The organism is Lysobacter soyae (assembly GCF_019551435.1).
Classification (GTDB): Bacteria; Pseudomonadota; Gammaproteobacteria; order Xanthomonadales; family Xanthomonadaceae; genus Solilutibacter; species Solilutibacter soyae.
The window spans coordinates 1,685,884-1,707,708 of the sequence record NZ_CP080544.1; the positions used below are offsets into that span (position 1 = coordinate 1,685,884).

Sequence of the window (21,825 nt, forward strand, 5' to 3'; positions counted from 1 at the left end):
CCCGGAATCAGCTCCGCGCCCCCGGAGATGACCATGAGCATTGAACACAGCACGCACAGCACCGCGGATGCGCCCTTGCAGGCGCGCGGCAAAGTTTTCATCGAAACGCACGGTTGCCAGATGAACGAGTACGATTCGGCGAAGATGGCCGACGTTCTTGCTGAGCACGAGGGTCTGGCGCTCACCACGGATATCGCCGAAGCCGATGTCATCTTGGTGAACACTTGCTCGATCCGCGAAAAGGCGCAGGAAAAGGTCTTCAGCCAACTGGGGCGCTGGAAAGAATTCAAGAAGGGTGGCAAGCCGGTGATGATCGGCGTGGGTGGCTGCGTGGCTTCGCAGGAAGGCGAAGGCATCGTCAAACGCGCGCCCTTCGTCGACCTGGTCTTCGGCCCGCAAACATTGCATCGTTTGCCGGAGATGTTGCGCGCACGCCGTGCGTCGGGTCAGGCACAAGTGGACATCAGTTTCCCGGAGATCGAGAAGTTCGATGCCCTCCCCGAACCGCGCGCCGATGGCCCGACGGCCTTCGTGTCCATCATGGAAGGCTGTTCGAAGTACTGTTCCTTCTGCGTCGTGCCCTATACGCGTGGCGAGGAAGTCAGCCGCCCGTTCGAAGACGTCTTGTTTGAAGTCGTGCAGCTCGCCGAAAAAGGCGTGCGCGAAATCAATTTGCTCGGACAAAACGTCAATGCCTATCGCGGGCCGATGGACGATCAAGGCAACGTCGCCGATCTCGCGTTGTTGATCCGTACCATTGCTGAAATCGACGGTGTTGATCGCATCCGGTTCACTACGTCACACCCGCTCGAATTCAGCGATGCCTTGATTGAGGCCTATCGTGATGTGCCGAAGCTCGCCAATTATTTGCACTTGCCGGTGCAGTCCGGTAGTGACCGCGTTTTGGCAGCGATGAAGCGTGGCTATACCGCGCTTGAGTTCAAACAAAAGATTCGCAAGTTGCGCGCGGTTCGTCCGGACATCTCCATTTCATCGGACTTCATCGTGGGTTTCCCCGGTGAAAGCGATGCGGATTTCGACAAGACCATGAAGCTCATCGAAGATGTCGGCTTTGATCAAAGCTATAGCTTCATTTACTCACGTCGACCGGGGACGCCCGCGGCCGATTTGCAAGACGACGTTTCGGACGAATTGAAACACGCACGTCTCTCACGCTTGCAAACGCATATCAATGCGCATTCGTTCGAGATTTCAAAGTCGATGGTGGGCAGCGTGCAACGCATTCTCGTGACCGGCGTATCGCGCAAAGACGCCAACGAACTCACCGGGAAAACCGAGAACATGCGTCAGGTCAATTTCGCCGGCCATCCGCGTTTGATCGGTGGCTTCGTGGATGTCGTGATTACCGACGCGCTGACCAACTCCTTGCGCGGACGCGTGGTAACGACGGACGCTCAACGTTCGGAGTGACCCCCGCGATAGTAGTCGCGACCCGATAACAAATCGGGACGAATCAAATCGACGAAGGCGCGTGCATGCGGCGAGAGGAATTTCCCTTTCCGCAGCACCAATCCATAGGTGCGCGAGGGGAAATATTTCGCCAATGAGCGTGTGACCAATCGCTCGCGATCTTGCGCGGTCAAACAGATCGACGTCACGATGCTGATGCCCTGCCCCATCGCCACATATTGTTTGATGATTTCCCAACCGCCCACTTCCAGCGCAACGCTATAAGGCACACGCGCACGCTGAAAAACGAGGTCGACGAAGCGGTAGGTGGTGAGTCGCTGCGGCGGCAAAATCAATCCGTGCGGTGACAAATCCGCCAGCGTGATTTCGTCTTTCTCCGCCAACGGATGCCCCAAGGGCATGATCAAAGTCGGCTCGAACGTGTAGGCCGGTTCGTAGCGAATGTCATTCGGCACATCGAGCATCGAACCGACGGCGAGATCCACCTTATCTGCGCGAAGCAGTTCAAGACCGCCCGCGCCGGTCACGTTGTGCAAGGTCAATCGAATGGCGGGGTTGGCCGCCTTGAAGGCGGCGACGATCGACGGCAGCAAATGCAAGATGGTGGAAGTGCCTGCCGCAATATGCAGTTCGCCGGCGCCGGAACCTTTGAGCGCTTTTTGAAAGTTCGTGTAGAGATTGTCGAAGCCTTCAACCAGCGGCGCGACCTGTTCGAACAACAAGCGCCCTTCGTCCGTCAATTCCAATCGCCGACCGCGGCGATGAAACAGCGTGGCCCCGAACTCCCGCTCGATGGCTTGAATTTGCAAACTGACGGCCGGTTGGCTCAAAAACAGCGCTTCGCCTGCCCGTGAAATCGACCCGAGTCGCGCCACCTGGCAGAAGGCCCGCAGCGGCTTGAGGCGGCTGCCCTTGTAAGAGAATCGCGGCGCTGTTTCGAGGGACTTGGCCATGGTCGGCACTTCTCGTATTTGTTTTTTTAATATTTACCATTGACAACTTTGCTTTGCAAAATACTATTCGCCAGCGGATGGTTGATTTGCAGCACGTCGCTGCGCCGACCCCAAGCCTCATGTCCGCTCAGTTGCAAACCCCTACATTCGATCTACCTTTGGTACGTACGTCGACCAGCGGCCAAGGCGGCCTGCTGGGCGAAGACGCACTGGCCTTTCTGGCCGCACTTCACACCCAGTTCGAGCCGGGTCGCCAAGCCTGCCTCGCGGCACGCGCAGTGCGCCAAGCCGCCTATGACGCCGGCGCCCTCCCGGATTTCAGATCGGACACCGCGGCGCTCCGCCAAGGCGATTGGTCGGTCGCGCCCATCCCGCCGGCACTCTTGCGCCGCCAAGTGGAGATCACGGGCCCGGTCGATCCGAAGATGGTGATCAATGCGCTGAACTCCGGCGCCGATTGCTTCATGGCCGATTTTGAAGACAGCACCTCGCCGACGTGGCCGAATCTGATCGCCGGTCAATGCGCCTTGCGTGATGCGGTTTCCGGCACGTTGACCTTCACCGGTTCGAACGGCAAGACCTATGCGCTCGTCGAAGAAGACTGTCGCGCCGTATTGATTGTGCGTCCACGTGGCTGGCACTTGGACGAAAAACATGTCGAATTCAACGGCAGGGCGATGTCCGCCGCGCTGTTCGATTTCGGGGTGTTCGCGTTTCACAATGCGCGCGCATTGGCCGACAAAGATCGCGGCCCTTACTTCTACCTTCCCAAATTGCAGTCCATGGAAGAAGCCGCGCTGTGGGAATCGGTCATGGCATTTGCCGAAGCCGAATTGGGCTTGGTGCATGGCCAGATGAAAGTCACCGTGCTGATTGAAACACTGCCGGCGGCGTTCGAAATGGAGGAAATCCTGTACGCGCTTCGCCATCGCATCGTGGGTCTGAACTGTGGTCGCTGGGATTACATTTTTTCGTACATCAAGACCTTGCGCATGCATCGGGATCGGGTGTTGCCCGAACGCGGTCAAGTCACGATGCTGCAACCGTTCTTGAAAGCCTATTCGGAACTCTTGATTCAAACCTGTCACCGTCGCGGTGCATTTGCGATGGGCGGGATGGCGGCGCAAGTGCCGATCAACAACGATCCGGTGGCAAACGACGCGGCGATGGCGCGTGTGTCGGCAGACAAGCAGCGCGAAGCCGGCGCCGGCCACGACGGCACTTGGGTTGCCCATCCCGGCTTGATTCCGATTGCGCGTGCCGCCTTCGCCGAGCATGTGGCCGGTGACAATCAATTGAGCGTGCGACGTGATGACGTGTCGGTGCGCGCAAGCGATTTGTTGGCGCCTTGCGCGGGCACGATCACCCGCGCCGGTTTCGACAACAACGTTGAAGTCTGTGTGCGCTATCTCGCCGCGTGGCTGTCCGGCAATGGCTGCGTGCCCATCCATCACCTGATGGAAGACGCCGCAACCGCCGAGATTTCACGTGCGCAACTGTGGCAATGGATCCACCACGGCGGCATCCGTCTCGACGACGGGCGTCCGGTGGATTTCGATCTTTTGGAATGCGCGTTGATCGGTCTGCCCTCGCGACTTGCCGCGGCAAACATCGTCGGCGCGTCGCGCATTGACGACGCCATTGCGCTCTTGGTCGAACTGACACACGCCGATTCACTCGCAGATTTTCTCACCCTCCCCGCTTACCAACGCCTGCCCTGATCCTCCACACCGGAAACCATAAGGAAAAACCATGAACCGCACTCTGCCGACCGCTCAAGAACTGCAGCATGATTGGGATAACAACCCGCGCTGGACGGGTGTCCGTCGCGAATACAGCGCCGAAGACGTTGTCCGCCTGCGCGGCACCGTCCATGTCGAACATTCCATCGCGCGCTTGGGCGCCGAGAAACTCTGGGCGTCCCTGCACAAGGAAGATTTCGTCAATGCCTTGGGCGCCTTGACCGGCAACCAAGCCATGCAGCAAGTCAAAGCCGGTTTGAAGGCCATCTACCTCTCCGGCTGGCAAGTCGCCGCCGATGCGAATCTGGCCGGTGAAATGTATCCCGACCAATCGCTGTATCCGGCGAACTCGGTGCCGCAAGTGGTGAAGCGCATCAACAACACGCTGTTGCGTGCAGATCAGTTGACCCACGCCGAAGGCGATCACAGCATCGACTACTTGCAACCGATCGTGGCCGATGCGGAAGCCGGTTTTGGCGGGGTGCTCAATGCCTATGAATTGATGAAAGCAATGATCGAAGCCGGTGCCGCCGGTGTGCATTTCGAAGACCAACTGGCATCGGTGAAGAAGTGCGGCCACATGGGCGGCAAAGTGTTGGTACCGACGCGCGAAGCCATCGAAAAGCTGACCGCTGCACGCTTGGCGGCCGATGTAATGGGCGTGCCGACACTGATCGTTGCACGCACCGATGCCGAAGCCGCGGACTTGCTCACCAGCGATATCGATGAGAACGACCGTCCGTTCTGCACCGGCGAACGCACCGTCGAAGGTTTTTACAAAACGGACAAAGGCCTTGATCAAGCCATCAGTCGCGGTCTCGCCTATGCGCCGTATGCCGACTTGGTCTGGTGTGAAACCGGCAAGCCCGATCTGGAATTCGCACGCAAGTTCGCCGAAGCCATCCACGCGCGCTATCCGGGCAAGCTGCTCGCCTATAACTGCTCGCCGAGCTTCAACTGGAAGAAGAATCTGGACGACGCCACGATCGCCAAGTTCCAGAAGGAAATCGCCAGCTACGGCTATAAGTTCCAATTCATCACCTTGGCCGGCTTCCATAGCTTGAACTACGGCATGTTCAACCTGGCGCGTGGCTACGCGGAGCGCCAAATGAGCGCATTCGTCGAATTGCAAGAAGCCGAATTCGCCGCCGCAGAGCACGGGTTCACCGCTGTCAAACACCAGCGCGAAGTGGGCACCGGATATTTCGATGCGGTCACACAAACTATCCAAGGGAAGCAGTCCTCAACGGTGGCGTTGAAAGGCTCCACCGAAGAAGAGCAATTCCAACGCGAAGCCCAAGCCGCCTGACAAAAAATGGGGTCAGAAGAAATAACGAAAAAGGGGGTCAGAGTGAGTTTTCAATAGAAAAGTCACTCTGACCCCCTTTTTCCAAAATTCAATCTGACCCCTTTTTTGGTGGCCTTCATATGGCGCGCAGTACCCTAGCGGGATGACACAACATCAAACCGACTTCACGCTGGATCCCGCCGACACTGAACGCTTGGCCAATCTGGCTGGGCCCTTCGATGCGCATCTGCGCCAGATCGAAATGCGACTCGGCGTCGAGATCGCCAACCGCGCCAATGTCTTCAGTGTTCGCGGCGACGACAAGACGTCAGTGGCAAAGGCAGAGAGCTTTTTGCGCGATCTCTATGCGGATATAGAGAATGAAACCCTGGATGCGCAAGGATTGAATGTTCGCTTGGCGACGGTCGCTCACGAAGCGACAGAAAGACCCCCGGCAACGTCTGACTACGTGCCGCAGGACGTCACCGTCCGCGTGAAGAAAGGGAGTATTCGCGGCCGCGGCGACAACCAGAAGAAATACCTGCACGCCATCGCCACGCACGATATCAACTTCGGCATCGGGCCGGCCGGTACGGGCAAAACCTTCTTGGGTGTCGCCATGGCCGTCGAGGCCTTGAACGAGTCCCGCGTGCAACGGATCATCTTGGTGCGTCCAGCCGTCGAAGCGGGTGAAAAACTCGGCTTCCTGCCCGGCGATCTGACGCAAAAAGTGGATCCCTATCTGCGCCCGTTGTACGACGCGCTCTATGAAATGCTCGGCGCGGAAAAAGTCGTCAAGCTGCTTGAAAAATCCGTCATCGAGATCGCACCCCTCGCCTACATGCGGGGTCGCACCTTGAATGATGCGTTTGTCATTCTTGACGAAGCGCAGAACACCACCATCGAGCAGATGAAAATGTTCCTGACGCGTTTGGGTTTCGGCAGTACCGCGGTCATCACCGGTGACATGACGCAAATCGACTTGCCGAAACAAGTGAAGTCGGGCTTAAAAGACGCGATCGAAGTGCTGCGTGATGTCGACGGCGTGAGCTTTACTTTCTTCCAAGCCAAAGACGTGGTTCGCCACCCGTTGGTGGCACGCATTGTCACCGCTTATGACAAACGCGATGCCCGCGTGGAAGTCGAGAACGCACGGCGCAATCCCTCGCCCATGGACGACGCCGGCGGCCAGGGGTTCTGATTCCGTTTCAACAAGTCGAATAGAATCCGCTCATGACCAAAGGCCCCCTCACCCTGGAAGTTTCTGTCGCTTATGCGCTGCCGCGCAAAGGCATTCCTGCCGCGCCGAGTTTCCGGCGCTGGGTGCAAGCGGCCTTATCCGGGCGCATCAAGGATGCTGATCTCGCCATCCGGATCGTGGACATCCCTGAGGGCCGACATCTCAATGCGCACTTCCGCGGCAAGGATTACGCCACCAATGTCTTGAGCTTTCCGGCGGAGCGCCCACCCGGGCTACCCAAATCGGCGCGCTTCCCCTTGCTTGGCGATCTGGTTCTGTGCGCACCGGTCATTGCCCGCGAGGCGCAAGAGCAAGGTAAAAGCTTGTCGGCCCATTACGCTCACATGACGGTTCACGGCAGTTTGCATCTCTTGGGCTGGGATCACGAGTTGGAAGCCGACGCGTTGGCGATGGAGCAATTGGAACGCGACATTCTTGCCGAACTCGGTTTGGACGACCCCTACGCCGAATAAGGCATCGTCACGATTCGTCAATCCGGCTCGGTTAAACTGACCGCCATTCAAAGATTCATCGTATCGCTCCCCCACATGGCCGACGAACCCGACAGTAGTCAAAGTCAACCCGAGCATCGGAGTTGGCTTGAAAGAATTGGCGCCGCACTCTCCGGCGAACCCACCACACGAGGCGATGTCCTCGAGTTTCTCCGCGATGCCAGCGCAGACGGGCTGATCGGCACCGATACGCTGCGCATGCTCGAAGGCGCAATTGCGATTTCAGAATTGACCGTCGGCGACGTGATGATTCCGCGCGCGCAAATGTCGATGATCCAAGTGGATTCGCCGCTGGAAAACGTTTTGAAGCAAGTCATCGAGTCCGGACATTCCCGACTGCCGGTGCACGGCGAAGATAAGGACGAAATTCTCGGCATTCTTTTGGCCAAAGATTTGCTTCGGGTGACGGTGGAAGGCAGCGGTCAACAACTGCGTGAACTGTTGCGCCCGGCCTTCCTGATTCCGGAAAGCAAGCGACTGGACGTGCTGTTGCGCGAGTTTCGCTTGTCACGCAATCACATGGGTATCGTCATTGATGAATACGGCGGTGTGGCCGGCGTGCTGACCATCGAAGACGTGCTTGAGCAAATCGTCGGCGATATCGATGACGAACACGACGACGCCAGCGACGAAACCGCGCATATCCAAGCGCAAAGTGACGGCCAGTACGTTGTTGACGCGCTGACACCCATTGCGGATTTCAACGAGCGTTTCGGTGCCGATTTCCCCGAAGATGATTACGACACCATCGGCGGCCTTGTCACCAATGCCATTGGACACCTTCCCGAATCCGGCGAAGAGCTGACCATGGGTCGGTTTGTGTTCCGCGTGGTCAACGCGGATGCGCGTCGCGTGCATGCGTTCCACGTAGGTGTGCACGGCGAACGCTGATGCGGTCATTCTTTTTGCGTCTTGCGGTCTTGTTCCTGATGTCTGCGTGCTGGTGCCTGTCGGCATCGGCCGCGCCACGGGTCGGCGTGATGACGATGGCACCGGGCGAGATCTTCTGGGAGCGGTTCGGACACGACTCTCTGGTGGTCGTCGATGACGCGACCGGCAGCGCCACCTCCTACAACTTCGGCTATTTCGATTTGGCCGAACCGGGCTTCGTGAAGAATTTTGCGCGCGGAAGAATGCAGTACATGCTCGCTGCAATTCCTTTGCAGGATGATTTGGCCAATTACCGGGAAGAAGGTCGCGGGGTCAAGATTCAATGGCTCAATCTGACCGACGCCCAGGCCACATTGCTCGCGGCACGTTTGGCGGAGAATGCCAAACCGGAGAACGCACGGTATCGCTACGACTACTTCCGCGACAACTGCACGACCCGCGTGCGCGATGCGCTGGACGGCGTGCTGGATGGCAGAATCGAACGGCAACTGAGCACCACCTCCAACGGTGATTCATTCCGCAGTGAAGCCCTGCGACTTTCCACGCCGACTGTTTGGATGTGGCTGGGATTTGATTTGGGTTTGGGCCCCGAAGCCAGCAAGCCGCTGTCCTTCTGGGATGACGCCTTCCTACCCGAACATCTCGCAAGCGGATTGGACCGCGTCAAGTTGGCGGACGGGCGCCCGTTGGTACGAAGCACCGAAACCTTGCTGCCGCACCGCTTGGATAATCTAGACAAAACACGCCGTTTGAACGTGTTTGTCATGGGTCTGCTTGGCGCGGCCTTCGGAGGCCTGTTGTATTGGTTGGCGACCGCAGGTCATCGCAAGCTTTTGGGCGCACTGCTTGGCATCACCTGGCTGAAATGCGGCATTCTGGGCTGCGTGCTGCTGCTCGGTTGGTTGTTCACCGACCACTGGGCGATGTGGCGTAATAGCAATTTGCTGTTGTTCTCGCCACTGGCACTGTGCTTGTTGCCCGCGGCCGTGTGCGTATACCGTGGCCGTGCACCGGGACGATTTGCGGCAATTCTCTCCTGCGTGCTTGCGCTGCTCGCCGTCTTGGCCACCTTCATTCTCTGGATCTTCAATCCACAACCGAACGGCGCATGGATTGCACTGATGCTGCCCATCCTTGTCGCCATCACCGTGGCGTTGCATCATTTGGGTTCCGAAGCTTCGAAGTAGTACGTCATGGCGATTGCCCCAGCCTTGAAAGATGCACCGGTCGTTGTCAATTGCCGCGTCTATCGCCAAGGTCGAAGTGAAAACATCACCATCGACGCGATCAGTGATGTTTTGGCGGTCGACGATGACAGTTATGTATGGGTAGGTCTGTACGAACCCGACAACGCCTTGCTCGGCAAATTGCAGGAAGAGTTTTGCCTGCACGATCTCGCCATTGAAGACGCCTTGATGGCGCATCAACGTCCGAAAATCGAAGCCTTCGGCAACACCCTCTTCATGGCGGTGCACACCACGCAGCTGGTGAGCGAGCACGTCAGATTCGGAGAGACGCACATTTTTTACGGGCGCCGGTTCTTGATCACGGTACGCCACGGCGCATCGAATTCCTTTGCGGTGGCACGGGAGAAACTCGAACTTCAGCCGGAGTTGCTGGCCATGGGTCCCGCTGTCGCATTGCATGGCGTCTTGGATTTCATCGTCGACGACTACGCACCCATCGTCAACGACTTCGAGGAGGAGCTCGACGAACTCGAGCAATCGATATTCGCGGAAGAGGAATATCGCCGCGATACGATCCAACGCCTTTACACCCTGCGCAAAGAGCTGACGCAAATGCGCATGGCGGTGTCGCCCATGCAAGACATCATTTCGCAGTTGATGCGCTCGGAGAACCCGGGCATTCCGGATGTCGCCAAGCCGTATTTCCGCGATGTCCGCGATCACGCCGGCCGCACCGCCGACATCATCGATACGCTGCGCGAAACCGCCAGTGCCGCGATGAGCACTAACCTGTCATTGGTGACGATTCATCAGGGCGAGGTGGTCAAGAAACTCGCGGGTTGGGCGGGACTATTGGCCGTGCCCACTTTGATTGCCAGTTGGTACGGCATGAATTTCAAACATATTCCGGAGCTCGATGGTCGTTACGCCTATCCGATTCTGATCGGCGTCGTCGCGGTGGCCTGTGCATCGCTCTACCGGTATTTGAAGCGCGTGCATTGGCTCTGAGACATCTCAGCCGGCGAGCGCCCGCAAGATGAGCCCCATCACATAAGCCAGAACCGTGCCGGTGGCGTAGCCCAAAGTGCCGAGCAACGCGCCCACCGGCGCCAACGCCGGGTGGAAGGCAGCCGCCACCACCGGTGCAGAGGCCGGGCCACCGATGTGGCTTTGCGAACCCACCGCGAAATAGAAAAACGGCACGCGCAGCATTCGCGCGACCACCCAGAGCAATGCCGCGTGAATCGCGAGCCAGAGCGCACCCAGCAAGAACAGCATCGGTTTGTCGAGCAGCGCGGCGATCTCCATCTGCATCCCGATGGAGGCGATCAGAAAGTACAAGAGCACCGTGCCGAGCGTCGAAGCACCCGCGCCTTCCAGTGTGCGGGCGCGCGTCAAGCTCAAGCCCAAGCCGATCAAGGTGCAAATCGCGATCATCCACGGGAATGCTTGATGCAAGCCCATCGGCGCGGCCCACGTCGTGTGCGCCGCCAAAAACGCCGCCACGACTTTGGCAAGCGCATGCGCAAGTCCCACGGCACCAAACGCGATGCCGATCAAGATCATCCAATCGCTCAAGGCAGGAATGCGTTCATGCGTGGCTTTGTAGGCCGAAACTCGTTCGCGCAAACTATCCAACGCGGAAGTGTCCGCCCCACGCTTTTGATCCATGACCGCGGCGCGTTGCGCCCACAACAGCAACAGCGCCATCCACACATAGGCAACACCCGCGTCCACCACGGCAAATTGCCCGAAAGTGGTGGCATCGACATGAAACACTTCCTTCATCGCCAACATGTTGGCGCCGCCGCCGATCCAGCTGCCCGCGAGCGCAGCCATGCCGGCCCAGGTGTCGCCTGCCATCGTCTCAGGCGCGAGCACGCGCATCAGCAAGAACGCCAAGACACCACCGAGCATCACGCTGGCAGAGGTCGCGACATAGATCACGAGGAGTTTTGGCCCCAACTTGGCAATGGCGCGCAAGTCGACGGTCATAGTCAGCAGCACTAGCGCCGCGGGTAACAACACGCGGCTGGCGACGGGGTTGTACAAATGGCTTTGGGCGCCATCAATCAACCCGATCGAGTTGTAAATGCCGGGAATGAAATAGCACAACAGCAAGGGCGGGACGAAGGCAAAAAATTTCCGCCAAGGTCCCGATGGCCGGCTGGCGCCATAAAACACCAGGCCCAACGTTGCCGCAATCAGACCCAGGACGACGATGTCGTCCTGGATCAATGCCGGGGCCTTCAACACCTCAATTGCCGATGTGTTTCTTCAACCAATCGTTGACCGTGTGGTGCCAGAGCACGCTGTTTTGCGGCTTCAACACCCAGTGGTTTTCATCGGGGAAATAAAGGAACTTCGATTCGATACCTTGACGCTGCAAGGCGGTGAACGCGCCCAGTCCCTGCTCCACCGGAATGCGGTAGTCCAATTGGCCATGGATGATCAGCTGCGGCACTTTCCACTTGCCGGTGTGATTGACCGGATTGAATTTCTCATAGCCGTTCGGATTAGCCCAAGGCGTGCCGCCGTTTTCCCATTCGCTGAACCAGAGTTCTTCGGTGGCGTAACCCATCATGCGGTTGTCGAACACACCGTCATGCGTCACCAAGCACTTCCACGCCTGGTTCCAATTGCCGGCGATCCAATTGACCATGTAGCCGCCGTAGCTTGCACCCAGGGCACAGGCCTTGTCGCCGTTCAAGAAGGCGTATTTCTTCTGTGCGGCCGCCCAGCCTTTTTGCAAATCTTCCAACGGTCGATCGCCCCAATGCTGACTGATCGAATCGGTGAAAGCTTGGCCGTAACCGGTCGAGCCGTGGAAGTCGATCATCACCACTGCGTAGCCCTGACCGGCATAGGTTTGCGGGTTCCAACGATAGCTCCAGCCATCGCCGAAGCTGCCTTGCGGACCGCCGTGGATGAGGAAGGCGACCGGATAGGTTTTGCCCTCTTCATAGTTCCAAGGTTTCACCACGTAGCCGTGGACGGTTTCATTGTTCCAACCTTTGAAACTGAATTGCTCGTATTCGCCCATTTTGACGCCGGCGGTTTGCTCGAGCGCACTCGGCGTGATCGCTTCCCAGCTTTGTCCGTCGGCGGATGCGACGAAGATTTGATCGCCCGACTTCATCGAATTGCGCGAGAACACCATGCGGCCATCACGCATGTCCACCGACGACACGCTGCCATCGGCGATCAATCGCGTGGCTTTGCCGGTGGCGACGTCCACGGAGAACAAGGGGTGTTGACCGACATCGCCCGCCGTTGTGTAAATGGTTTTTCCGTCACCCGACAACACGATGTTGTCCGCAGAACGGTCCCACTTCGGCGCGATTTCGTGCGCTTTGCCCGATGCCAGGTCCATTGCCATCAATGCAAAACGATCGGCTTCGAAGCCCGGCCGCTTCATCGCACGGTAGTACAAGGTCTTGCCGTCCGCGCTGAATACGGGGCCGGCATCCCAGGCTTTGTTCGACGCGGTGAGGTTGCGCGGCGCACCGCTGCCGTCGGCATTCACCAAAAGAATGTCGAAGTTGGTGCTGGTGGGTTCCATCGCATCACCCGCCCGCACCGACACCGCCAATTGCTTGCCGTCGGGTGACCAAGCCAGATCGCTCAAATCACCAAAGGGTTTGGAGGGGATGTCGCCCATGATGGCGCCCGTGACCAATGTGGCTGCCGCCGTCGCTTTTTCGCCCACCGGCGCGACAAACACGCGGTTGTAGCGACCATCAGCCCAAATATCCCAATGGCGCACGAACATGCGATCGAAGACTTGACCGCTGCTCGGGGAAGTTTTTTCCAACCGCGCCTTGGTGCACTTCAACACATCGTCTTTGCAGTCGGGAAACGCGGCCATCGCGAGAGCGACGCGTTTGTTACCCGGCGCCATTTTGTAGGCATCGACATCCAACGCCATGTTGGTGATTTGTTTGGGTGCGCCACCGGCAAGTGCGATCGCATACAGCTGCGAGCTGCCGTTCTTGCCGCTCAGGAAATACACCGTCTTGCCATCGTCGGACACCGACGGAGAATTCACATTCCAACCGGCCGGCGTGAGTTGACGGGCTTTGCCGTTGGCGGGCTTCACCCACAGCGCCGTGCTGGCTTTGGTGACTTCGGCATTCATCGAACGCTTGGTGTAGACCACGTCGCCGTTGGCGGCGAGCTGCGGTGCGCCGTAGCGATCGAGCTTCACCATGTCTTCGACGGTGAATCCGCGTTGCGCCTGCGCGGCGAGCGGCAGCGCGGCGGCGATCATCATCGGTAGCAGTGCATTTCGAAATTTCATGGCATTTCCTTCACTTTCAAGTTCAAGCGTGCGCCGGATCGGCAACGTATTTTTCTTTGGTTGCCGTGCGATACAGCAGCCATGCAACCAGGGCAAGAACGGCCAAGCCGACATACTTGCTGAAGTGGTAAGCCTCAGGCAAAGCCAGTACATCGGCGCGCTTGCTGATCACGATCGGAATGGCGATCGCGATACCCATTAGTGCTTCACCGGTGATCAGACCCGCGGCAAACAAGGTGCCCGGACGATGCACGCGATCACGTGCTTCATCGCTCGCACCGAGCACGCCTTGGCGACGTTCGACGATATAGGCGAGCAAGCCACCGAGGAAGATCGGCACCATCAATTCAAGCGGCAAGTAAATGCCGATTGCAGCAGCCAACACCGGCACACGGAAAGTCGACTTGCGCGCTTTGAGCCACTCGTCGAAGGCGATGATGGCGGCGCCGATCACCGCACCGATGCCGATCATGTCCCAAGGCAGTTTGCCGCCGAACAAACCTTTTGCCACCGAGGCCATCAAGGTGGCTTGCGGCGCGGCAAGTGCATTCGGATGCGCCGCATCACGGGCACCGATCCCGTAAGCCTGTGCCAGCAAGTTCAATACCGGTGCCATGATCAGCGCACAAGAGAAGGCGCCGATCATCAACATGACTTGTTGTTTCCAAGGCGTCGCGCCGACGATATAACCGGCTTTCAAGTCCTGCAGGTTGTCACCGCCCACCGCTGCGGCACAGCAGACCACCGCGCCGATCATGATGGCCGCCACCGCGCCCAAGGGTGCACCGCCACCGCCGACCGGGGCCTTGCCCGAAGCGCCCAGCAACAGCAGCAACACGGCCGAAGCGAACAGGATGGTCGCAATCGTGATACCGGAGACCGGATTGTTGGACGAACCCACCAATCCCGCGAGGTAGCCGGAGACGGACACAAACAGGAAGCCGGCAACAATCATGATGATCGCCATCGGCACACTGACGGCCCAGTTGCCGACAATGGCTTGATACAGGAGCAACAACGGCAGAACAAACAAGACCAAGCCGATCAGCATCCACTTCATCGGCAAATCGCGCTCGGTGTGATGAACGATGGCGCCGCCTTCCGCCCGGGCGGCGGCGATACCGCTCTTGATGCCGGACAGCAAAGATTTGCGCAGCGAGAACAAGGTCCAGACACCGCCGATCAACATCGCGCCGACACCGAGGTATCGGATCTTCGCCGACCAGATGGCGCCGGCGGCATCCGCGGCACTCGCGTTGGCGAGCTCTTGTGCCATGGCAGGGTCGGTGTGCAAGAACATCGCGTGATACATCGGGATGGCGATGTTCCAAGACAGGATGCTGCCTGACAACACCACAATGCCGATGTTCAAACCGACGATGTAACCCACACCGAGCAAGGCGGGCGACAAATTGGTGCCCATATAGCCCAGATATTTGCCGATGAAGCCGCTGCCCACCGCGTTGTCCGGAATGAGCTTCATGCCGCTTTCCGCGGCGAGTTTGACGATCGCGCCGAGCGCGCCGGAGATGCCGAGAATCTTCAAGCCCGGGCCCGGATTTTCACCGGCTTTCAACACTTCGGCGGCTGCCTTGCCTTCCGGGAAAGGCAGCGGTTCTTCGACAATCATCGAGCGGCGCAACGGCACCGAGAACAACACGCCCAACAAACCACCCAAACCGGCAATGGCCAAGACCCACGAATAACGGAAGTCTTGCCAATAGCCCATGATGATGAGCGCGGGAATGGTGAAAATGACGCCCGCGGCGATCGACGAGCCGGCCGATGCGCCGGTCTGGACGATGTTGTTTTCAAGAATGCTGCCGCCGCCGAGGAGCCGCAACACGCCCATGGAAACCACGGCGGCGGGAATGGCGGTGGCAATGGTCAGGCCGGCAAACAAGCCCAAGTAGGCATTGGCGGCCGACAGGATGACGGCAAGCACGATCGAAAGAATGACCGCACGAAAGGTTAATTGCCGAGGCGAACCGGCGTCGGTTGTATTCATGGAACCCCCGAGGGTTGAGATTCCATGAAACTACGGTGAAACGCCTTTGAAGTCCAGCCGCATCAATTGGGAGAGATAAATCCGGTCGCCACCGGACCGCGAAGTATGGCTGCCGCGCTAAATTTTCTCCAATTTCTCAAGTTCAAGAGTTGGCGATATTTGCAAGATCCCGATCGGTCCAGTCTTAAACATGCCTCTGAGTGTGAACCGGAATCACTAACATGACGCTGCGGATTTGTTAAACCATCCTAGGGACAGGTCGTCCACTACCCAGTCATGATCAGGTGCCCTCATCGACATATGAACACCTACGAATTCAAAGCCTTTGTCGCCGACTACGGCATAGATTGAACTAGTACAGCTAACGCCTCCATATCCCACCAGTTTTTGTCGGACACCAATAAGACTGACAGCTTTCACCTTTCCAACGGCTGCTAGAACTTCTTGCGAGTGCGCTATTGATGAAGTCGCTATCGGCTGCGAAGTTGACACAAGCGAAAATACAAAAACGTAAGCAGCCATCAACGCCACAAGGGCTCCAAAGGACAGAATCACCTTTTTTGTTTTCATCTACTGGACCGACCAGTTTTTCCTAGACACTCTGGTGCCGCTCTTTGAATAACGCCTTTCAAACTCTACAGGGGACAGGCCGTCAGCGGAACCAAGTCGCCTGATCGGGTTGTGAAAGATCTCGATGCAATCGAAGACATCTTGTCTCGCTATCTCCCGGCGACGGTAGATTCGACCCTTCATCAGTTCCTTCTTCGATGCGCCGAAGAAACTCTCTGCTAGCGTTGTCATGACGGGTTCCGCAACGGCTCATGCTGGAAACATCCGATGTGCCGTCAGGAACGATTGCTAATCTGAGCGGGTGAACTGGCTCCCCTGATCGGAGTGCGCCATAGACATAAGTACGAGTTACCGAATTGCGCCCAATCTCAAAAAAACGGGCGCACTAGGCGCCCGCGGTATTGCTTGCAATCTGCTTTGAATCAGAACGGAATATCGTCGTCGGGCATACCGAAGTCATTCGGGATCTGTGCCGGTGCCGGCGCGTTGGCCGGTTCGCGGCGCTGCGCCGGTTGACGGGAACCGCGGTTGGCGTAGTCGCTACGTTCGTAACCACCACCACCGCCGCCTTCGCTTGAACCACCGCCACCGCCCAGCATCTGCATTTCGTCTGCAATGATGTCGGTGGTGTAGTGCTTCTGGCCGTCCTTTTCGTACGAACCGTATTCGATACGGCCTTCGATATAGACGGTGCGCCCCTTCTTCAGATATTCGCCGGCGATTTCACCGAGCTTGCCAAAGAGCGTGACACGATGCCATTCCGTCTTTTCCTGGTTGTTGCCATCACGATCTTTTCGAACGTTGGTCGTAGCCAGGCTGAGCCGACAGATGGCCATGCCCCCTTGTGAAAACTTCACTTCGGGGTCGTTGCCCAGATTGCCGACCAGGATCACCTTGTTAATTCCGCGAGCCATTTCTTTCCTTCGTCTTGGTCTTGGTTTATGAATGCCCGAGATTGGGCGAGACCATTGGATGATATCAGCGCGGAGTCGCCAATCCTGAGATATCCGATACTCAGGTAGGGTTTCCGGACCCCATTTATAATCGGGGTCTGACCCACCGAAAGTCGATCATGCCCAATTCCGCCGTTCTTGCCTTGAAAGACATCCAAACGCTGGCCGCGCCCGACATGGCGGCCGTGGATGCCCTGATCCGCAAGCGGCTGGCGTCCGACGTCGTGCTGATCAACCAAGTCGCCGAATACATCATCGGTGCCGGCGGCAAGCGTTTGCGCCCGATGCTGCTATTGCTGGCGGCGCGCGCGCTCGGCTACCAAGGTGCGGATGCGCACCAATTGGCGGCGGTGGTCGAATTCATCCACACCTCCACCCTGCTTCATGACGACGTGGTGGACGAGTCCGACATGCGTCGTGGGCGGCAAACCGCCAATGCGGTCTGGGGCAACGCCACCAGTGTGTTGGTGGGCGATTTTCTGTACTCGCGCAGTTTCCAATTGATGGTGGAATTGCAGCGCATGGATGTGCAGACCCTGCTCGCCGACACCACCAACATGATCGCCGAAGGTGAAGTGCTGCAGCTGCTGCATGTGCGCAATCCCGATACCACCGAAGCCGCCTATCTACGTGTGATTGAACGCAAAACGGCCATCCTGTTTGCCGCGGCCACCCAACTGGGCGCCATGCTGGCCGGGCGCGATGCCGCCACGCAAGACGCCTTGCGCGAATACGGCATGAAGCTCGGTTATGCCTTCCAAATCGCCGACGACGTGCTCGACTACACCGCGGACGCCGACACCTTGGGCAAGAATTTGGGCGACGATCTGGCGGAAGGCAAAGCCACCCTGCCCGTCATCCACGCCATTGCCCATTCCGATGCGGCGACCAAAGAGCGCCTGCGCGCGATTGTGCAAAACGGTGAAATCGAGGCCCTGCCGGAAATGGTTGCCGCGATTCATGCCTGCCAAAGCCTCGAGTATTCAAAGGCAATGGCGGAAAGCTACGCGCGCGAAGCCGAGCTTGCGCTGGCTGGCCTTGAAGACAACGACGCCGTTGCAGCGCTGCGGGGCCTCGCGCATTACGCGATTTCCCGCAGCCATTGAGCATTAAGGTGTAGCGGCAAAGCGTCCTTTGAAGAAGGCGTGCATCATCATGTACGCACGACGCGCAGCACGCTCGTTATAGCGGCAACCATCGGCGTTCTTTCCTTCCAGCGCAAAACAATGTTCGGCGCCGCTGAAGTTGACGAATTGCCAATCAGCACCTGCGTTGTCCATTTCTTTTTCAAATGGCACGATGTCCGGCGCAACGCCTTTGTCATTGGCACCGTTCAACACCAACAACGGCGTCTGCACGCTGTTGGCCGCCGCCGGCATTTGTGTCGACAAGCCGCCATGGAAGGTGACAATCCCGGCCAACGGTACACCGCTGCGCGCCAGCTCCAAAACAGAGGTGCCGCCGAAGCAGAAGCCGAATGCGCCGATCTTGTCGCGATCCAGCGGCGCTTTGCCCGACTGCGCAGTGAAGGCCGCTAACGCAGCTTTCATCCGGTCGCGCATCAGCTGCGGCTTGGGTGCCAACTTCATGACTTGGGCCTTGGCCTCGGCATCGTTTTTCGGATGCACGCCTTTGCCGTACATATCCACGAGCAGCACGACATAGTCGCGACCTGCCTGTTGTTTTGCTTTGGCAATGGCGGCATCGTTAATGCCCAGCCAGTCCGGCACCATCAGTAAACCGGGCCGTTTTTCGGCCGTGGCATTGTCGTAGACCAGCACGCCCGAGTAGGTCTTTCCGTCCACCTGCCATTCCACAGGTTTGGAGGTCATCGCCGCGGAGGCATTGAGTGATGCAAAGATGGCGAGAGCCGCTAGGGCCGTCAGATGCTTTTTCACGTGTTGGAATCCGAAAAGGGGTCAACACACTTTCTACGCCAAAGGGTGTGAAAACCACGCTGAATCAATTTGGGGAATGGCGTCGGGGAAATTTCATCTGACCCCATTTTGAAAGTCACTCTGACCCCCTTTCTTAGTGGACGCCTTGGCCGGGGATTTCGCCGACGCGATCGGGATCGAAGCCGGCGATTCTGGCGAAGTCTTTGCCGCGTTCGACGTAGTCCTTGTACATGCCGAAGCTTGGGGCACCCGGCGACATCAACACCACGCCTTCGCCTTGCAATGCTGCGCGAGCCTTTGCGACGGCATCGGCGAGATCGGTGGCGGAATCCAGTCGTACGCCCTTCGCTTCACAGGCGCGGCGAATGATCGCGTTGATGCGTGGTCCTATGGCACCCATGGTGACAATCGCGACGGGGGCGTCTTGCAGCAAGTGGTCGGCGAACGGATACCAATCCAGGCCGCGATCGTGCCCACCGAGAATGATGGCGACCTCTCGACCGGCATAGACATTCAATGCCGCGCGCGCAGTGTCCGGCGTCGTGCTGATCGAATCATTGACGTACTCAATGCCGTCCTTGATCCCCATCGACTGCAGTCGGTGCGGCAGCGGTTTGAAGGCCAAGGCCGACAAGGCCAAATCGCGCGCATCGAAACCCAAGGCTTCCAAGGCCAACAACACGCCGCACAGGTTGCCGCGATTGTGCGTGCCCGGCAGCGGCATCTTCGACACGTCGATGATTTTTTCATCGCCGCGGTAAATCTCATTCCCACGCAAATGCCAACCTTCGGGATGGTTGTACCAATGCACCTGCGAACTTGGCAATGTGAGCTTGGCGAGTTTGGCATCGGCGGCGTTCAACACGGCGATATGGGGCTTGGCATCGGTGAGCAATGCGAGTTTGTCGCGGACATACACCGCTTCGCTCCCGTGCCAGTCCAGATGTTCGGCGATGACATTGGTGACCAACGCGAGATGCGGACGGACGCCACTGGCGGCCACCTCACGCGTCTGAAAGCTCGACAACTCAATTGCCCAAAAGTCGGCGCGCGCATCGATCATGTCGGCAAGCGGCATGCCGATATTGCCGACCAGTCCGACCTGTTTTCCTGCCGCGCGCAGCAAATGCGCTAGCAAAGCCGTCGACGTGCTCTTGCCTTTGGTACCGGTCACGCAAAGGGTTTTGTCACCGGCGTGTTCGGCGAACCACAGGCAGGTACCACTGCTGAACACGGTGCCATGCGCGGCGGCGGCTTCGACCATCGGTTGATACGGAGAAATGCCCGGCGACTTGAAGACAACGTCGTAATGCGACAACACTTCGGCATCAACATGCACGTTGCAGACCACGCGCGGATCGTTCATCGCCTCGACGATCTGCGCCTCAACGTCGTTGCAAATCACGGTCAAATTGAGGTCGGGCAGTTCGGCGCGGATGGCCTGATAGACCGCCCTGCCTTCCTTGCCCCAACCCCAAATCGCGACGCGGCGATTCGCCAGCTCAAAAATGCGCACGGACTTTCTCCCACACATGGGCGGGAATGCCGTGTTCGCCTTCGAGCGTCAACAAGGATTCAATCGACAAGTCTTCGGCGGCGAGCTGCGGCGCGATTTCCCGCGCGAATCGTGCCACCAAAGCATCCTCGTCCCATTCGGAACGCTGGGTCAGTGCGGCCAGCGCGGCGCGCGACTCTTTGGCTTCACCGACGCATTCGAAAGGTTTGTGATTGCGATATTCGAGCAAGGCGTCGTAGCCCTCGATCTGGCTTTCATCGTCCAACAAGTTGCGGCCGAAAATGGACACCAATCGCGTCTTGGCCATAAACGGCGCCAATGCCAAGAATACGAAGTGGCACTTCGGACAGACACCGCACCAGCGCTGCGTCGGTTTCTCGCCCAAAAGATGGAAGTTGCGATTGCAGCTGGAGAACCAGGCGTCATATTTATCAGTGCGGGCGAACTGACGGGCCACGGCCAACTCGGACAAGGGTCGCAACAGCGAGTAGTAGCGCAAGTCCGCCGCTACGCGCTTGCGCACGATGTCCGCGAACGCACTTTCAAACGCCCAGCCCTTCGACCATTGGTGGTTCACTTCGCCGGTGCCCTCGATCAGACTGCCGTAGCTTGCCGAGCGCTCGTTCGAGAACACCACCTGATTCGCACCGGTGACAATCGCGGCCAACACCAAAATCGCCGAGTTCACCGCCGTGACCGGAATATGTCCGTTCCACGCGCCCAAGCGATTGAGCTCAAACAGCTCCGGTGCCAACTGACGCGTGATGTTCAAGGTCGGCAAGCCGGTACGTGCGGCGCAGGTGGCAATCAATTGCGAGCCGCCGACCCAACTCACCACGGGATTGACGCCGGCATCGCGCAGTGCCTCGATCGACACCAGCGAATCCTTGCCGCCGCCGATCGCGACCAAGGCACGCTCTGCCAATCCGGCGTCAACGGCCGCGGGCGCAGATTCGGCCGCATGCGGAAAGGCGATGCGGCCGTGCAAATCCAGACCGTTCCGATAGGCGAACTCACCCAAGCCGTTCAAATACACCGAATCGAGGAACCGCGCGAGATCGGCATCGATTGCACCGCTTTCGATGGTGATTTCCGGCGGTACCGCTGCTTTGTAGTAGCTGACACCGGCAATCAAATGCAGCAGCTGCGTCGCGGCTTCGGCCGCTTTGCGCCGGGTCGCGTCCAAGTTGAACGGCGCGCCCGGAATGACCACGGTCTCCACCATCAGAGGGCCATCGTCGAACGCATAGGCGAGTTTTGCCTCGCCGGTCTCGGTGTCGAAGCTGTGGCTGACGAATCGGAAACGCGCCACCGACGTACGGTCGAATTCCATAAT

Annotated in this window: 17 protein-coding genes and 1 pseudogene; 9 read left to right on the forward strand and 9 right to left on the reverse strand. The window is 58.4% G+C overall.

The features are described 5' to 3' along the window. Positions 1–33 precede the first annotated feature (33 nt). Positions 34–1,431, forward strand: coding sequence for a tRNA (N6-isopentenyl adenosine(37)-C2)-methylthiotransferase MiaB (gene miaB, locus H8L67_RS08155; protein ID WP_255555944.1), 1,398 nt, complete (start codon positions 34–36; stop codon positions 1,429–1,431). Here miaB and H8L67_RS08160 read toward each other — a convergent pair. Beyond that, on the reverse strand, positions 1,416–2,384 hold the full coding sequence (locus tag H8L67_RS08160; protein ID WP_220379345.1) for a LysR family transcriptional regulator: 969 nt from the start codon (positions 2,382–2,384) through the stop codon (positions 1,416–1,418). The genes miaB and H8L67_RS08160 overlap by 16 nt on opposite strands. A gap of 119 nt (positions 2,385–2,503) precedes the next feature. Between H8L67_RS08160 and aceB the strand changes: the two genes are divergently transcribed. The 7 genes from aceB to H8L67_RS08195 all read left to right on the forward strand — a co-directional run bounded on the left by aceB (position 2,504) and on the right by H8L67_RS08195 (position 10,252). Then, on the forward strand, positions 2,504–4,105 hold the full coding sequence (gene aceB, locus H8L67_RS08165; protein WP_343222342.1) for a malate synthase A: 1,602 nt from the start codon (positions 2,504–2,506) through the stop codon (positions 4,103–4,105). A 31-nt stretch (positions 4,106–4,136) separates the two neighbouring features. Then, on the forward strand, positions 4,137–5,435 hold the full coding sequence (gene aceA, locus H8L67_RS08170; protein WP_220379347.1) for an isocitrate lyase: 1,299 nt from the start codon (positions 4,137–4,139) through the stop codon (positions 5,433–5,435). A 142-nt stretch (positions 5,436–5,577) separates the two neighbouring features. Continuing rightward, positions 5,578–6,615, forward strand: coding sequence for a PhoH family protein (locus H8L67_RS08175; RefSeq protein ID WP_220379348.1), 1,038 nt, complete (start codon positions 5,578–5,580; stop codon positions 6,613–6,615). 32 nt (positions 6,616–6,647) lie between these two features. Continuing rightward, positions 6,648–7,127, forward strand: a complete 480-nt coding sequence (gene ybeY / locus H8L67_RS08180; RefSeq protein WP_220379349.1) for an rRNA maturation RNase YbeY — start codon at positions 6,648–6,650, stop codon at positions 7,125–7,127. 75 nt (positions 7,128–7,202) lie between these two features. After that, positions 7,203–8,057, forward strand: a complete 855-nt coding sequence (locus H8L67_RS08185) for a CorC family transporter (protein ID WP_220379350.1) — start codon at positions 7,203–7,205, stop codon at positions 8,055–8,057. Beyond that, positions 8,057–9,244: a lipoprotein N-acyltransferase Lnb domain-containing protein gene (locus H8L67_RS08190; RefSeq protein ID WP_220379351.1), complete on the forward strand. Its 1,188-nt coding sequence runs from the start codon at positions 8,057–8,059 to the stop codon at positions 9,242–9,244. Before H8L67_RS08185 ends, H8L67_RS08190 begins: the two co-directional genes overlap by 1 nt. Before the next feature lie 6 nt (positions 9,245–9,250). After that, complete coding sequence (locus H8L67_RS08195) at positions 9,251–10,252, forward strand: magnesium and cobalt transport protein CorA (RefSeq protein WP_220379352.1); 1,002 nt, start codon at positions 9,251–9,253, stop codon at positions 10,250–10,252. A 6-nt stretch (positions 10,253–10,258) separates the two neighbouring features. On the opposite strand, the gene H8L67_RS08200 is transcribed toward H8L67_RS08195, so the two are convergent. The 5 genes and pseudogenes from H8L67_RS08200 to ssb form a co-directional block, all read right to left on the reverse strand. Beyond that, positions 10,259–11,497: a DUF819 family protein gene (locus H8L67_RS08200; RefSeq protein WP_220380789.1), complete on the reverse strand. Its 1,239-nt coding sequence runs from the start codon at positions 11,495–11,497 to the stop codon at positions 10,259–10,261. A 4-nt stretch (positions 11,498–11,501) separates the two neighbouring features. Further along, positions 11,502–13,544: a S9 family peptidase gene (locus H8L67_RS08205; RefSeq protein WP_220379353.1), complete on the reverse strand. Its 2,043-nt coding sequence runs from the start codon at positions 13,542–13,544 to the stop codon at positions 11,502–11,504. Between the two features lie 22 nt (positions 13,545–13,566). After that, positions 13,567–15,552, reverse strand: a complete 1,986-nt coding sequence (locus tag H8L67_RS08210; RefSeq protein WP_220379354.1) for an OPT family oligopeptide transporter — start codon at positions 15,550–15,552, stop codon at positions 13,567–13,569. A gap of 570 nt (positions 15,553–16,122) precedes the next feature. Further along, a pseudogene (locus H8L67_RS08215) lies at positions 16,123–16,455 on the reverse strand (IS3 family transposase); the annotation flags it as partial. Between the two features lie 89 nt (positions 16,456–16,544). Further along, positions 16,545–17,036 carry a single-stranded DNA-binding protein gene (ssb, locus tag H8L67_RS08220; protein ID WP_220379356.1) on the reverse strand — a complete coding sequence of 164 codons (492 nt, stop codon included), beginning with the start codon at positions 17,034–17,036 and terminating at the stop codon, positions 16,545–16,547. A gap of 158 nt (positions 17,037–17,194) precedes the next feature. Here ssb and H8L67_RS08225 point away from each other — a divergent pair, with 158 nt between their 5' ends. Beyond that, complete coding sequence (locus H8L67_RS08225; protein WP_220379357.1) at positions 17,195–18,181, forward strand: polyprenyl synthetase family protein; 987 nt, start codon at positions 17,195–17,197, stop codon at positions 18,179–18,181. A gap of 3 nt (positions 18,182–18,184) precedes the next feature. Here H8L67_RS08225 and H8L67_RS08230 read toward each other — a convergent pair whose 3' ends face one another. From H8L67_RS08230 to murL, 3 genes are all read right to left on the reverse strand, one after another. Next, a complete protein-coding gene (locus H8L67_RS08230) occupies positions 18,185–18,907 on the reverse strand; it encodes a dienelactone hydrolase family protein (RefSeq protein ID WP_220380790.1) in 723 nt (240 codons plus the stop codon). A gap of 199 nt (positions 18,908–19,106) precedes the next feature. Then, entirely contained in the window at positions 19,107–20,489 is a 1,383-nt protein-coding gene (gene murD, locus H8L67_RS08235; RefSeq protein WP_220379358.1) for a UDP-N-acetylmuramoyl-L-alanine--D-glutamate ligase, read from the reverse strand. After that, positions 20,476–21,825, reverse strand: coding sequence for a UDP-N-acetyl-alpha-D-muramoyl-L-alanyl-L-glutamate epimerase (murL, locus tag H8L67_RS08240; protein WP_220380791.1), 1,350 nt, complete (start codon positions 21,823–21,825; stop codon positions 20,476–20,478). Before murL ends, murD begins: the two co-directional genes overlap by 14 nt.